This is a genomic window from Tessaracoccus palaemonis (assembly GCF_019316905.1).
Taxonomy (GTDB): Bacteria; Actinomycetota; Actinomycetes; order Propionibacteriales; family Propionibacteriaceae; genus Arachnia; species Arachnia palaemonis.
This window is the reverse complement of sequence record NZ_CP079216.1, coordinates 1,747,078-1,759,559: the sequence shown is the minus strand read 5'-3', so window position 1 is coordinate 1,759,559 and position 12,482 is coordinate 1,747,078. Positions and strand designations below refer to the sequence as shown.

Here is a 12,482-nt window from a genome sequence, read left to right as displayed (position 1 = left end):
GAAGACACTCTCCGGCCCAGCTTGGCGATCCACGGGTACGGAGGTGTGTGTCTGGGGCCTCGACGTGCGTCACGATGCGGCGTTGATGAGTCGCGACACGCGTCACGCCTCAGAGTGTTGCGGCGAGGGATCCTGTTGTTGTTCTGCTGCCATCTCCGCGCAGCTGAGCATGACCGCAGCGGCGGCGCCGCACAGATCGCGGTGACGACCGCGTAGTCGCCGGACAGAGCCAGGGGGGCCAACGGGTGCTCGTTCATTGCATCCAAGTCGAGCGGGATGAACGTGGCCGGGTAGCCCCGGAATACCCGGAGTAGACGACTCCGGGCAGAAGGATCACTGGGAAGGAGATCAAGCATCTGTGGCCGGGCCTCCATGGCGTGATCACGAGTTCGTTGCCACTGTCGAAGACCAGCACGACCGTCTCCAGCAGTCGGCCGCGGGTATCGAATCCGAGCCGCGGTTGTCGGCCTGGGCTGTCGTCATCGAGGTCTTCGATCCAGGTCGGCCATGTTGCTGCCTGAATCGCGTCCTTTGGGTCGATCCCGCTTGAGTGCAGAGGGGTGGACTCGCACGCCAAGGCCAATGCCTCGCGGATCACCTCGGGGCGGGACTTGCCCTCACGTTCCGCCCGCACATCAAGGGCCCTGATCTCGTCGGCTGTCAGACGCAGCGCGATGACCTGTGAGGGCTCAGCGCCGCGACCGGGCCGACCACGGCCGCGCTTCTTCAGCGCCGCCATGTCGTATCCAGCCTCGGCCTCATCGACCCGGTGGCAATCTGGTCCTCGGTGACGGCCTCCCCGTCGATGGTCTCGGACTGACTCATGTCATCACTGTTATACGAAAATGTGTGAAGCGGTCCGAATGGGACATGGCTCGCCCTACTGCCGGGACACGGAGTCAGGGTCTGAAGGAGCGTGACCTCCCACGGTGGCGTGCACGATCTCGACGCCGCGTTTCGCCACCTCCTTGATGGTTGCACTGGACGGGTCTGCGTCAGTGATCACTCCGGCTGTCTGATCCCAGGACAGGACGCGGTACGGCGATGCTGTCCCGATCTTCTCTGAAGAAGCCAGGATGTAGGTCTCGGCCGCACGCGAAGCAAGCGCTCGTTTCATCGCGGCATCCTCGGCGTCTCCCGTAGTGAGCCCGGCCTCCGGGTGCACTCCTGTGACGCCAATGAAGCAGAGATCGGCCGAGACGTTCTGGGCGGCCTCGACAGCAGCAGCCCCGCATGCGACGGCAGAGTGTTTGAAGATCCGGCCGCCGAGCAGGAACAGGTCAGCATGTGGGTGCTGCAAGAGTGCAGAGGCGATCGTCGGGCTGTTGGTGATGACGGTGCATTCCAGGTCCCTCGGGAGAAGCTGCGCGACGGCGAGTGCCGTCGTGCCGCCGTCGAGGATCAGCGTTCCTCCTGCGCGGACCAGGGTGGCCGCCGTCGCGGCCACCGCGCGCTTGCCATCGGGTTCGACCCACTGGCGGGTCGTGTAGTCGACGATTGCCGGGGAGACAGGCAGGGCGCCGCCGTAAACGCGCTGACACAGTCCTTCTGCGGCGAGATCGCGCAGGTCTCGGCGGATGCTGTCCTCTGAGATGCCAAGATCGGCGGCGACGTCCTTGGCCACGATCCTGCCTGTTTCTTTGAGGAGTTGGAGTAGCTGAGTGCGGCGCTGAGCGACGAGCATTCACGTTCCTTCCTGTTCATGCATAGTATTGCATGTATGGTGGCACTATGACGACAGCGAAACCCATGCTCATCCTCATTGCAGGGCCTTACCGTTCGGGCACGGACGGTGATCCGGCTGCGATGGCCAGCAACCTCGCTCGATTGGAGGAGGCAGCGTGGCCGATCTTCGCTGCGGGGCACCTTCCGATGATTGGAGAGTGGGTGGCACTGCCAGTGCTGCACTCGGCCGGTGCGGGCCCCACCGATCCCATCGCCGAAGAGGTTCTCTACCCAACTGCAGAGCGACTGCTCAACCGATGCGATGCCGTGCTGCGCCTGCCGGGTGCCTCGTCCGGTGCGGACCAGGATGTTGCGATCGCTGAGAGCAGGGGACTTCCGGTGTACTACGACATCTCGGACATCCCGGCCGTTGACGCGCAGATCGCATGAGCCGGCGCCCAGGCATCGACGTTCCCGATCATCGCGGACGCACTGGCCTCGATCGTGTCGGCCGAGGGCTGGCACGCAATCCGAACGTCATCATCCGGGATGTCGAGCTGACCTCGCAGGGTTGGCATGTGCTCAGGCGCACCACGTTCGACTACCGGCGACGCGACGGCCGTTGGGAGAGCCAGCAGCGGGAGACCTATGATCGCGGCAACGGCGCGGCGATCCTCCCCTATGACGTCGAGCGGCGCACGGTCCTCCTGACGAGACAGTTCAGGTTCCCGGCCTACGTGAACGATCATCCCGACGGACGCCTCATCGAAGTGGCAGCGGGCCTGCTCGATGCCGAGGATCCCGTCACCGCGATCCGGCGCGAGAGCGCTGAGGAACTCGGGGTGAGCCTCACGCGGATCGAGCATGTCTTCGACGCGTACATGAGCCCTGGTTCGGTCACGGAGCGGCTCCACTTCTTCGCAGCCGCCTACACACCGGACAGCCGCACGGGCGACGGCGGAGGAGTTGTCGAGGAGGGTGAGGACATTGAGGTACTCGAACTCGACTTCGCCGAAGCACTGGCGATGGTCGCAGACGGGCGGATCGTGGATGGCAAGACCATCATGCTCCTGCAGTGGGCGGCGTTACGCGGGCCGTTTCGCCTCACGTGATCGCCCGAGGCATCGTTGGAGTCATTGGTCGAGCATGTCTGGATCTGGAGTCTCCACCAGCTGACCACGGCTGGTCGAGCGGGAGTTGACCCGGCTCGCTGAGGCACTCGCCACCCGCGTTCAGGAACCGGCAACTCCCGATCAGAGGGTCTGGATCGTCCGAGACGGTGGGCGCAGAGGGACTCGAACCCCCGACATCTTGCTTGTAAGGCAAGCGCTCTAACCAACTGAGCTATGCGCCCGAGGGATCCCCAGGGTAGCGGCTCGCGCTCCCCGGGGCATCCCGGATTAGGCCTGGAGACGGGCACGCACGCGCGCCGCGACCTCCTTGCCCTCCGCGCGGCCGGCGGCCTGCGCGTTGACGGCCTTGACCAGGGCACCCATGTGCTTCATGGTCGGGGCCTCGCCGAGCGCCTCGAAGGCCTCCGCGACGAGCGCGTCGAGTTCCTCGGACGTCAGGGGAGCGGGGAGGTAGCGGGAGATGAAGTCGGCCTCGCTGGCCTCCTTCTCCGCCAGCTCCGGGCGGCCGGCGTCGGCGTAGGTGGCGGCCGCGTCGCGACGCTGATGCATCTCCTTGGTGATGACGGCGAGCTCCTCGGCGTCGGTCAGCTCACGGGCGGTGTCGCCTGCCACCTCGGCGACGGTGATGGCGCCCATCATCATCCGGATGTTCATCTTGGCGGCCTCGTCCTTGGCGCGCAGCGCGTCGGCCAGGTCCTTCTTGAGCTGGCTCTTGGTGGCTCCCATGTGGGTTGCTCCTCTTCTTCTGCAGATGCGCCAACCATTCTGGCAGGTCGCGGACGCGGGCGGCACGGTAGAGTGGCCCACTGTGGCAAACGATGACCTGACCGCCCGGATTTCCGAACTGGCCCATTCCCTCGAGTCGATCGAGGCCGTGGCCGACCTCGACGCGCTCCGCAAGGAGATCGCCGAACTCGAGGAACAGGTCGCGGCACCTGACCTGTGGGACAACCAGGAGAACGCGCAGCGCGTGACCTCCCAGCTGTCCGCCAAGCAGGGCGAGGTCGACCGGATCACCGGCCTGCGTTCCCGCCTCGACGACGTCGAGCTCATGCTCGAGCTGGCCGACGAGGAGGGTGACCCCGACGCGCACGCCGAGGTCGAGCGCGACCTGGCCAAGCTGGGCAAGGACATCGAGGCACTCGAGGTCCGCACGCTGCTGTCGGGAGAGTACGACGACCGCGACGCGCTCATCACCATCCGCGCGGAGGCCGGCGGCGTCGACGCCGCGGACTTCGCCGAGATGCTGATGCGCATGTACCTGCGCTGGGCCGACCGCCACCACTACAGCACCGAGGTCTACGACACCTCCTACGCGGAGGAGGCGGGCCTCAAGTCCGCGACCTTCGCCGTCAAGTGCCCCTTCGCCTACGGCACCCTGTCGGTCGAGCAGGGCACGCACCGCCTCGTGCGCATCTCGCCCTTCGACAACCAGGGCCGCCGCCAGACGTCGTTCGCGGGCGTCGAGGTCCTCCCCGTGACGGAGGAGACCGACCACATCGACATCCCCGAGGGTGACCTGCGCATCGACGTGTTCCGCTCGTCCGGCCCCGGCGGCCAGTCGGTCAACACCACCGACTCCGCCGTCCGCATCACGCACCTGCCCACCGGCATCGTCGTGAGCTGCCAGAACGAGAAGTCGCAGCTACAGAACAAGGCAGCCGCGCTGCGGGTCCTGCAGTCCCGCCTGCTCGAGAAGGTCCGCCAGGACCGCGAGAAGGAGATGAACGCGCTCAAGGGCGACGGCGGCAACTCGTGGGGCGCCCAGATGCGTTCCTACGTCATGAACCCGTACCAGATGGTCAAGGACCTGCGCACCGACTACGAGGTGGGCAATCCCGAGGCCGTCTTCGACGGCGACATCGACGGCTTCATCGACGCCGGCATCCGCTGGCGCAAGAAGTCGGAGGCCTCCGCCTGACGGTCTCAGACTGATGTCTGTACTTCACCGCGTGTCAGTTCGCGGCTGCAGAACGGGTGGCATACAATTCATCGAGTTCTGAGAGTTTCTCAGGATCTTCCCCATCTGCCGGAGCCGCTGTGATCACGTTCGAGGACGTCACCAAGTTCTACCCGGGACAGGAGCGACCTGCCCTCAGGAACATCAACCTGGAGATCGACAAGGGCGAGTTCGTGTTCCTCGTCGGTCAGTCCGGGTCCGGCAAGTCCACCTTCCTCCGGCTCATCCTGCGCGAGTACAAGCCGACGAAGGGCACGCTCTACGTCGCCGGCAAGAACCTCGCCACCATGAACCAGTGGAAGGTGCCGCAGCTCCGCCGCCAGATCGGCACGGTGTTCCAGGACTTCCGCCTCCTGCCGGGCAAGACGGTCTATGAGAACGTCGCGTTCGCGCTGCAGGTGATCGGCAGCCCCGCCAAGCACATCAAGCGGATCGTGCCCGACACGCTCGACCTGGTCGGCCTCGCCGGCAAGGGCGACCGCCCCTGTGAGGAGCTGTCCGGCGGCGAGCAGCAGCGCGTCGCGATCGCGCGCGCCTTCGTCAACCGGCCCAAGATCCTCATCGCTGACGAGCCGACGGGCAACCTCGATCCGGAGACCTCGGTCGGCATCATGAAGCTCCTCGACCGCATCAACCGGGCCGACACCACCGTGATCATGGCCACCCACGACTCGTCCATCGTCGATCAGATGCGCCGCCGCGTCCTCGAGCTCCGTTCCGGAGAACTCGTCAGGGATCAGGCCAAGGGCGTTTACGGCACGGCGTAGGACAGGAGAACTTTCTTTCATGCGGCATTCACTTCGCGAAACCTGGTCCGGGCTGCGACGCAACCTGGCCATGACGATCGCGGTCATCGTCACGATGGCTGTTTCCCTCACCCTGCTCGGCGCGGGATTCCTCACTGCAATGGAGGTCAACGTCGCCAAGGCGGACCTCTACCAGAAGATCGAGATCTCGGTGTATCTCTGCACCGAGAGCACACAGGGCGGGCAGTGCGAGGAGGGCAAGGGGACCACCGACGCGCAGCGGGAGCAGATCCAGGCCACCCTCGAGGCCAATCCCGAGGTCGCGACCGTGACCTACCAGTCTAAGGAGCAGGCCTTCGAGGAGTTCCAGCGGGTCTTCGCCAACTCATCCGCGGCAGCGTCGCGCACCGTCGACGACATGCAGGACTCCTTCACCGTCTCGCTGGTGAACCCGGAGAACTACGCGGGCGTCGTCAGCGAGGCCAAGGGGCTCACCGGCGTGCAGAACGTCCAGGACCTGCACAGCGTGCTCGACCCGATGTTCAACTGGCTCAGCACCCTGCAGTGGGTGACGCTGGTCATGTCCGGGCTGCTGCTGTTCGCCGGTGCCCTGCAGATCGCCAACACCATACGGATGGCCGCATTCTCCCGTCGACGGGAAATTGGCATCATGCGGCTCGTGGGCGCCTCAAATATCTATATCCTGTTGCCGTTCCTGCTGGAATCCCTGGTCGCGGGTCTGATCGGCATCATCATCGCCGCAGGCGCCTTGACGGCGGGGTTCTGGTTCATCATCGTCCAGAACGCTCAACCCTCACTCTCTGCTTTAGCTTGGATTGGCTGGAGTCACCTCGGTGCTGCCATTGTGGGCACAGCACTGGTGGGAGTTGCGCTTGCCGTGATCCCCACACTCGTTGCCACCCGCAAGTATCTGAAGATCTGACTTCCCCGAAGGAGGCCGCGTGAACAGGGAACTTCCCCCCCAGCCCGTTCATCGCAGCATCACCACTCGACTGGTCCGCGGCATCGTCGCCGCAACCGCCTCGGTGGCACTGATGTGCTCGATCTGCCTGCCCACGCAGGCTGATTCGCTCGACGACCGCAAGGATCGGCTCGAGCAGCAGATCGACGAGCAGGAGCAGGCCGTCGACCAGGCCGAAGCTACCGCGGACGACGCCTCGGCCGCCGCCGAGACCGCCCGCAACCAGCTCGCGAGCGCCGAGGCCGAACTCGCCGCGGCCGAGGCCGCGACGGCCAAGGCGAAGAAGCTCGACGAGCAGCGCGCGGAGGAGCTTGCCGAGGCCGAGCACAAGCTCGAACAGGCCAAGGCGAGCGTCGCGGCCGCGAAGGCCGCCGTCGACTCTGTCGACAAGCGCATGAACGAGGAGATCGTCGTCACGACGCAGACCAGCGACGGTCTGATGAATCTGGCGCTCCTGTTCAGCGATCTGACCACCGCGAACCTGAATGCGCGCGCCCAGATGGCCCAGACGCTGCTCGACTCGTCGCAGCAGCAGCTCGACGAGCTGGAGGAGCGTCGCCTGGCCCTCGAGACCGCCGAGCAGGAGGCTGACGCCGCCGAGCAGGCCGCAACCGACGCCCGCGAGGCCGCCGCGAAGCAGCTCAAGGCCAGCCAGGACGCCGAGGCTGCCGCCGAGGACCTCCGGGCCGAGGTCGCGGCCCTCGTCAAGCGCCGAGACGCCGCCGAGCGTGAGGCCAACGCGCAGGTCGCGACGGAGACCCAGCGTCAGGCCGACCTCGAGTCCGAGGCCGCGTCCGTCGAGAAGCGCATCCAGGCCCGCATCGCCGCCGAGAAGAAGGCGGCGGCGGAGAAGGCGGCCAAGGAGAAGGCCGCGCGGGAGAAGGCCGCGTCGAGGAACAAGCAGCGAAGCTCGTCGTCCTCCTCGTCGTCGTCCTCCTCCTCGTCCTCGTCGAGTTCCTCCAGCTCGTCGGGCTTCATGTACCCGGTCAACGCGCGCATCACCTCTCCGTACGGCATGCGCCTGCACCCGGTGCTCGGCTACTGGAAGCTGCACGACGGCACCGACTTCGGCGCCGCCTGCGGAACCGCCATCAAGGCGGCAGGAGACGGGGTTGTCAGCGAGCGCTACTACAACGCGGGCTACGGCAACCGCCTGATGATCGACCACGGGAAGATCAACGGCCGCTACGTGACCACCGGCTACAACCACGCGACCCGCTACATCGTGAGCGTGGGCCAGCGGGTGCGGAAGGGGCAGGTCATCGGCTATGTCGGCACCACCGGCTACTCGACCGGCTGCCACCTGCACCTGATGGTCTGGGAGAACGGCACCGTCGTCAACCCGATGAGCCGATACTTCTGACAGCTGTCATACTGGACAAATGCCCAGAGAGACCGGAGAGAAGCTCGTCGCGCAGAACCGCCGCGCGCGGCACGACTACGCGATCGGCGAGACCTTCGAGGCCGGCCTCGTCCTGACCGGCACCGAGGTCAAGACGCTGCGCAACGGCCGGGCGACGCTGTCAGACGCCTACGCGACGGTCGACGACAACGGGGAGGCCTGGTTGATCAACGCCAACATCCCCGAGTACGAGTTCGGGACCTGGCGCAACCACTCGGCCAAGCGCAGCCGCAAGCTGCTGCTGCACCGCAAGGAGATCACCCGCATCCAGCGGGCCCTCGACTCCTCGGGCCGCACCCTGATCCCGCTGTCGCTGTACTTCAAGGACGGCTACGCCAAGGTCCAGATCGGCATCGCCACGGGCAAGAAGGACTGGGACAAGCGCCGCGACCTTGCGGAGCGCGACGCCAAGCGAGAGGCAGAGCGGGCGCTCGCCTCCCGCAACCGCTACCGCAGGGGCTGAGCCGGGGTCCGTCCAGGGGAGTTCCCGATGGTCCGGGCGACGGTCGCCGATCAGACTGGATGGCATGACCCAGCAGCCTTTCGGTACCCAGCAGCCGTTCCATCCCGGAGCCATCACCGAGCAGCAGCGCGAGCGCGCCATCGCTCACCTCCAGTCGCTGTACGCGAACGGCACCCTCGGGGAGGCCCAGTTCAACCAGCGCCTCGACCTGGCATTCGCCGCCCGCGACCGGGCCGAGCTGAGCCGCGCGCTGCAGGGACTTGCCCGGATCGCCCCGATGGCGCTCACGCGGCCCGCGCCCGGGCAGCCGACGCCGGCCGAGAACGTCGCCGGAGGGCTCACGCACCTGAGCGGCCTCGTCACCTCGTTCATCGGCCCCGCGATTGTCCGCGCCGTCGCCACCCCCGGCTCCAAGCTGTGGTGGGAGGCCTCGCGGGCGTTCAGCCTCCAGCTGACGGCCTTTGCCCTCGGCGTCTCGGCTCTCGTCCTGACATCCATCCTCGGCTTCGGCGGGGGAATCATGACGCTCGGCTGGCTGGCCTGGGTCGGCGCGACGGTGTTCGCGGCCGTCAGGGCGTTCAACGGCCGGCCGGGCACCGACGGCTACGGGCACCTGCTCCTGGCGCGGCCCAAGGCGCCGCAGGCATCCCTTGTCTACACACGCTAGACTGGTGGGCGACAACTCAACAGGGGGTGACTGGTTTCGACTTGGGCGGTAGTCCCAGGGGAAGCGGGTCGAGGATCCACGCTTATCTCGTTAACGACGTGTGGAAACCAATAAGTGCCAACAACAACCGCACTGACTTCGCTCTGGCTGCCTGATCAGCTAACGAAGGGTCAACCCGGGGGTGCCTTCACCTCGGGACCTGGCCTCATTTAGAGGGCTTGCTGAGTAACCTGCGTGCCAGGGGTTGCTCGGGACTTTACTGGTACTGGGTCTGTCTGCGACATGCTGATGTGAGTGCAGGGACCGAGTAACGCGCCTAGTCAGCTGCACCCGGAGAAGCCCTGGTTCGTCTCTCAAGGACGCGGGTTCAATTCCCGCCACCTCCACCACCCCTGTGGGCATGAGGCCCTGTTCCCCTCGGGGAGCAGGGCCTTGTCGTATCTTTCCTCGAACCCGGCGGTCAGCAGCGCTGAAGGGGGGCGCTCCAGGTTGTGTTGCTGCGGTTGGTGACGTAGTAGTCGCTGACCCAGGTGGCGTCGTCGAGCTTGTTCCAGACGGTCGTCGTGCCGACCTTGCTGCCCTTCTTCTGGCAGACGACCGCGGCGAGGCCGCCGTTCGGGATCGACCCGGCGGTGGCGTACGACGTGCCGGGTCCCGTGCGGACGTTCACCTTCGACGACACATCCACCTGGTAGCTGTGTCGGCAGCGGGGGAGAGGCCTGCTCATGCCGGTGCCCGACGGCGTGCTGACGTAGAGGTCGCTGACGTAGGTGCCGTCGGAGAGCCGGTCCCACACCTTGGTGGTCTTCACCGTGGCCCCGTTGGTCTGGCACACGACCTTGAGGCTGGCCCCGGCCGGGAGCTTCTTCACGGTCTCGTAGCTGGTCGACGGGCCGGTGCGCGCGTTGAGAGAGACCGGGGCGGTCACCTTGTAGCTGTAGAGCACCGTCGCGACGGGAGCGTCGAACTGGTCGCTGTCGATGTTCATCGTCACGCCGCCGTAGGTCTCGGTGTGGTCCCCGCGGTACTGCTTGCCGCGCTGGTGTACCGCCCACTTCGAGTCCGAGATGCCGGCCCAGCCCTTCAGCGACGTGGAGCCGTCCCACCGGGCGATCCAGATCGCGTCCGCGCGGGCGTAGGACGTGGAGGTGTAGACCCCGGCGGTGTCGGCCGCGCCACGCGTGAGGTTCAGGTACAGGCCCGACAGGTAGCCCTTGGCGTGCAGCTCCCGCGTCCAGGCGGACTCGAACGCGAGGACTGCCTTGACGTCGTTCGTGTTGCTGCGGTCGTAGGCCTCCACGTCGTAGTAGATGGCGCTACCGGCGATCATGCCGAGCGCCTTGGCCTGCGCGATCGCGTCGTCTGCCGCCGCCTTGCCCTGGGCCGCGGCCGTGGACAGCTTGATCGTCGAACCCCGGGGACGGTTGGCGCTGACGGGCTGGGGGCCGAGGTAGATCGGGATCAGCTTCCAGCCGAGCCTGCTCACCGAGCCCACCCACGACGAGGTGAGGTTGGGCTGGGCGCACGTGCGGCCGTCTCCGCCGATGTAGACCCCGAGCGCCCGGTACGGCGAGTCCTCCCATGCCCTGATGTCATCGAGCGACGGTGCCGTGCAGGTGTCGAAGGCCCTGCCCATGTAGCGCGTGTTCGACGACGCGGCCGGGTAGGAGATCGATGTCGCGGGGTCGGCGGCCGCGGGGGGTGTCTGCCCCCACGAGAGGCCGAGCGCCAGCGCTGCCGAGGCTCCGATGATGAGCAGTCTCTGCGTGAGGTTCATGATGGCTCCAGCCACTCACTTCGCTCGTCGCGCCATCGCGACGAGACGTTACCCTTGGGCCAATTCTAGGTCCGTCCGGGCGGGAAAGCGCCGACGGAAATCGGCGTCGCCGGGTCGTCCGGCGGCGCACATGTTCGCCTCTGGTGAACACGTCGAGAATCCTGGTGAAGATGGCCCGTGCCACCCGATCCTGAGCAGTTTCTGTCGGTGCCGGGTGGTGGACTGGGGTCATGGCTGGGGGCGGCATGGTGGCGGGGCTCGAGGAGTATCTGGACGGTGCTCTGGAGGAGCTCTCCGCCCTGCGCTCTCACGATGATGACGCCGTCGCCCTGGTGGAGATCGCTGCGGTGCTCGACCGGTTCGGCGAGCGGTTGCAGGCCCTCCGGGTCGACGTGATCCGGCGCGCGGACCTGGTGGCGGACGAGCACACGGACGTGAAGATGCTGGTGCACGCCTCGAACTTCATGACGCAGGCCGAGGCCGGCGCTCAGGTGAACCTGGCCAGGGCACTGGAACGGCTGCCTCTGCTCCGCGACGCGTGGCGCGCCGGGACGCTCTCCAGGGCGCAGGCCAGGGGATTCTCCGGGGCCTGAAGCAGGTGCCCGTCGCGCTCGGGCCGGCGCTGCTGGAGCGGGCGCAGGAGGAGCTGCTGGCCTGGGTCGGCCAGTTGGACCCCAAGGGCCTCGAGGTTCTCGCCGCGTCCCTCGGGGACCTGCTCGTGCCGGAGCTGGCGGAGGAGCGCGAACGGGAGCGCGTCGAGCGTGATGCGCGGCTCGCCCGTGACCGTCGGGAGCTGATGCTGGCGGGCGACCACCACGGGTCGATGACCATCCGGGGCCGCGTGCCGATCGCGGTCGGCGAGGCCTTCCGCGCGCAGTTGCAGGCGCTGGTCCCGACGTCCCAGTCGTACCGCGAGGCGCACGAGACGCCTCCATCGATGGCGGCGCGGATGGCCGACGCGCTTGAGGCCTGGACCTCGATCGTCTCGGGTGTCGACAAGGACGCGATGCCGTCCCGCGGAGGTGACCGGCCGACGCTGTACGTCACCGTCAGCGAGGAGGGGCTCCTTACCCGCGACGCCCAGGCCCGGCTACTGGACGATCAGACCCGCCTCGACGCGCCGGAGACGCGGCGCATCGCGTGTGATGCGCGGCTGGCTCGCCTCGTGTTCTCGGCGGAGGGCGCCATTCTCGATCTCGGGCAGAGCCGACGCCTGTTCACGGGGGCCCTGCGCCGTGCGCTGGCGGCCCGGGACCGTGGGTGCGCGTTCCCGGGGTGCGACATGCCCGCCGTCGCCTGCGAAGGGCACCACATCGTGCCCTGGCAGTCCGGCGGCTCGACCTGCCTGGACAACGCGGTGCTGCTGTGTCCGCGTCACCACCGGCTGGTGGAGCCCGATCCCGGTCGCCCGGCGCACCTCCAGTGGCAGGTCCGCCTCGATCCCGAGACCCGGCTCCCTGTCTTCATCCCTGCCTCCGGGATCGGCGAAGCGGAGAAGCCCCGGATGCACCATCGATTCCTCCGGCGATACCAGCCCCCACCCGGTGACGGGGAAGGGGAACCGTCCGACCAGCGGCCCGCCGGCGGGGCGGCAGGCCCGCCCACACGCGAGGGGAGAGGTGCGCCCGGATGCTGGGGGACGAGTGCGCCCGTGAGCCAGGGGACAGGTGCGCCCCGAAGCTAGGGA

Annotated in this window: 14 protein-coding genes, 1 tRNA gene and 1 other RNA gene; 11 read left to right on the top strand and 5 right to left on the bottom strand. The window is 67.2% G+C overall.

Annotation, left to right across the window (positions count from 1 at the left end; genetic code table 11):
• Nucleotides 1-253: 253 nt before the first annotated feature.
• Nucleotides 254-739 (bottom strand): ribbon-helix-helix domain-containing protein, encoded by a 486-nt coding sequence (locus KDB89_RS08005; protein WP_255555840.1) that lies wholly within the window; start codon nt 737-739, stop codon nt 254-256.
• Between the two features lie 141 nt (nt 740-880).
• On the bottom strand, nt 881-1,684 hold the full coding sequence (locus tag KDB89_RS08000; RefSeq protein ID WP_219079968.1) for a DeoR/GlpR family DNA-binding transcription regulator: 804 nt from the start codon (nt 1,682-1,684) through the stop codon (nt 881-883).
• 47 nt (nt 1,685-1,731) lie between these two features.
• Here KDB89_RS08000 and KDB89_RS07995 point away from each other — a divergent pair, with 47 nt between their 5' ends.
• On the top strand, nt 1,732-2,115 hold the full coding sequence (locus KDB89_RS07995; protein ID WP_219079966.1) for a DUF4406 domain-containing protein: 384 nt from the start codon (nt 1,732-1,734) through the stop codon (nt 2,113-2,115).
• Entirely contained in the window at nt 2,112-2,777 is a 666-nt protein-coding gene (locus KDB89_RS07990) for an NUDIX domain-containing protein (RefSeq protein ID WP_219079964.1), read from the top strand. The genes KDB89_RS07995 and KDB89_RS07990 overlap by 4 nt, the downstream gene beginning before the upstream one ends.
• A gap of 168 nt (nt 2,778-2,945) precedes the next feature.
• On the opposite strand, the gene KDB89_RS07985 is transcribed toward KDB89_RS07990, so the two are convergent.
• Nucleotides 2,946-3,019 (bottom strand) — tRNA-Val (locus KDB89_RS07985).
• Nucleotides 3,020-3,065: 46 nt separating this feature from the next.
• Nucleotides 3,066-3,524 (bottom strand): GatB/YqeY domain-containing protein, encoded by a 459-nt coding sequence (locus tag KDB89_RS07980; protein ID WP_219079962.1) that lies wholly within the window; start codon nt 3,522-3,524, stop codon nt 3,066-3,068.
• Between the two features lie 82 nt (nt 3,525-3,606).
• Here KDB89_RS07980 and prfB point away from each other — a divergent pair, with 82 nt between their 5' ends.
• The 7 genes from prfB to ssrA all read left to right on the top strand — a co-directional run bounded on the left by prfB (nt 3,607) and on the right by ssrA (nt 9,407).
• Nucleotides 3,607-4,719, top strand: coding sequence for a peptide chain release factor 2 (gene prfB / locus KDB89_RS07975; protein WP_255555839.1), 1,113 nt, complete (start codon nt 3,607-3,609; stop codon nt 4,717-4,719).
• Nucleotides 4,720-4,838: 119 nt separating this feature from the next.
• Nucleotides 4,839-5,525, top strand: a complete 687-nt coding sequence (ftsE, locus tag KDB89_RS07970) for a cell division ATP-binding protein FtsE (RefSeq protein ID WP_219079959.1) — start codon at nt 4,839-4,841, stop codon at nt 5,523-5,525.
• Between the two features lie 19 nt (nt 5,526-5,544).
• Nucleotides 5,545-6,447 (top strand): permease-like cell division protein FtsX, encoded by a 903-nt coding sequence (ftsX, locus tag KDB89_RS07965; protein ID WP_219079957.1) that lies wholly within the window; start codon nt 5,545-5,547, stop codon nt 6,445-6,447.
• 19 nt (nt 6,448-6,466) lie between these two features.
• Nucleotides 6,467-7,849, top strand: a complete 1,383-nt coding sequence (locus KDB89_RS07960) for a M23 family metallopeptidase (protein ID WP_219079954.1) — start codon at nt 6,467-6,469, stop codon at nt 7,847-7,849.
• A gap of 19 nt (nt 7,850-7,868) precedes the next feature.
• Nucleotides 7,869-8,351, top strand: a complete 483-nt coding sequence (gene smpB / locus KDB89_RS07955; protein WP_219079953.1) for an SsrA-binding protein SmpB — start codon at nt 7,869-7,871, stop codon at nt 8,349-8,351.
• Nucleotides 8,352-8,415: 64 nt separating this feature from the next.
• The gene (locus KDB89_RS07950; protein WP_219079951.1) at nt 8,416-9,018 is read left to right on the top strand and encodes a DUF1707 domain-containing protein; all 603 of its coding nucleotides are present in this window, start codon (nt 8,416-8,418) and stop codon (nt 9,016-9,018) included.
• 22 nt (nt 9,019-9,040) lie between these two features.
• Nucleotides 9,041-9,407: a transfer-messenger RNA gene (ssrA, locus tag KDB89_RS07945) on the top strand.
• 71 nt (nt 9,408-9,478) lie between these two features.
• Here the strand turns inward: ssrA and KDB89_RS07940 are convergent.
• Nucleotides 9,479-10,795, bottom strand: coding sequence for a glycoside hydrolase domain-containing protein (locus KDB89_RS07940; protein WP_219079949.1), 1,317 nt, complete (start codon nt 10,793-10,795; stop codon nt 9,479-9,481).
• Between the two features lie 230 nt (nt 10,796-11,025).
• Between KDB89_RS07940 and KDB89_RS07935 the strand changes: the two genes are divergently transcribed.
• Together KDB89_RS07935 and KDB89_RS07930 are read left to right on the top strand one after the other, a co-directional pair.
• Nucleotides 11,026-11,388, top strand: coding sequence for a 13E12 repeat family protein (locus tag KDB89_RS07935; RefSeq protein ID WP_219079947.1), 363 nt, complete (start codon nt 11,026-11,028; stop codon nt 11,386-11,388).
• Nucleotides 11,334-12,479 (top strand): HNH endonuclease signature motif containing protein, encoded by a 1,146-nt coding sequence (locus KDB89_RS07930; RefSeq protein WP_219079945.1) that lies wholly within the window; start codon nt 11,334-11,336, stop codon nt 12,477-12,479. The genes KDB89_RS07935 and KDB89_RS07930 overlap by 55 nt, the downstream gene beginning before the upstream one ends.
• Nucleotides 12,480-12,482: the final 3 nt, after the last annotated feature.

What these genes read in the sequence shown, in the direction of transcription:
- KDB89_RS08005 (WP_255555840.1), bottom strand. Translation starts at nt 739, where the DNA reads ATGGCGGCGCTGAAGAAGCGCGGCCGTGGTCGGCCCGGTCGCGGCGCT.
- KDB89_RS08000 (WP_219079968.1), bottom strand. Translation starts at nt 1,684, where the DNA reads ATGCTCGTCGCTCAGCGCCGCACTCAGCTACTCCAACTCCTCAAAGAA.
- KDB89_RS07995 (WP_219079966.1), top strand. Translation starts at nt 1,732, where the DNA reads ATGACGACAGCGAAACCCATGCTCATCCTCATTGCAGGGCCTTACCGT.
- KDB89_RS07990 (WP_219079964.1), top strand. Translation starts at nt 2,112, where the DNA reads ATGAGCCGGCGCCCAGGCATCGACGTTCCCGATCATCGCGGACGCACT.
- KDB89_RS07980 (WP_219079962.1), bottom strand. Translation starts at nt 3,524, where the DNA reads ATGGGAGCCACCAAGAGCCAGCTCAAGAAGGACCTGGCCGACGCGCTG.
- ftsX (WP_219079957.1), top strand. Translation starts at nt 5,545, where the DNA reads ATGCGGCATTCACTTCGCGAAACCTGGTCCGGGCTGCGACGCAACCTG.
- smpB (WP_219079953.1), top strand. Translation starts at nt 7,869, where the DNA reads ATGCCCAGAGAGACCGGAGAGAAGCTCGTCGCGCAGAACCGCCGCGCG.
- KDB89_RS07950 (WP_219079951.1), top strand. Translation starts at nt 8,416, where the DNA reads ATGACCCAGCAGCCTTTCGGTACCCAGCAGCCGTTCCATCCCGGAGCC.
- KDB89_RS07940 (WP_219079949.1), bottom strand. Translation starts at nt 10,795, where the DNA reads ATGAACCTCACGCAGAGACTGCTCATCATCGGAGCCTCGGCAGCGCTG.
- KDB89_RS07935 (WP_219079947.1), top strand. Translation starts at nt 11,026, where the DNA reads ATGGCTGGGGGCGGCATGGTGGCGGGGCTCGAGGAGTATCTGGACGGT.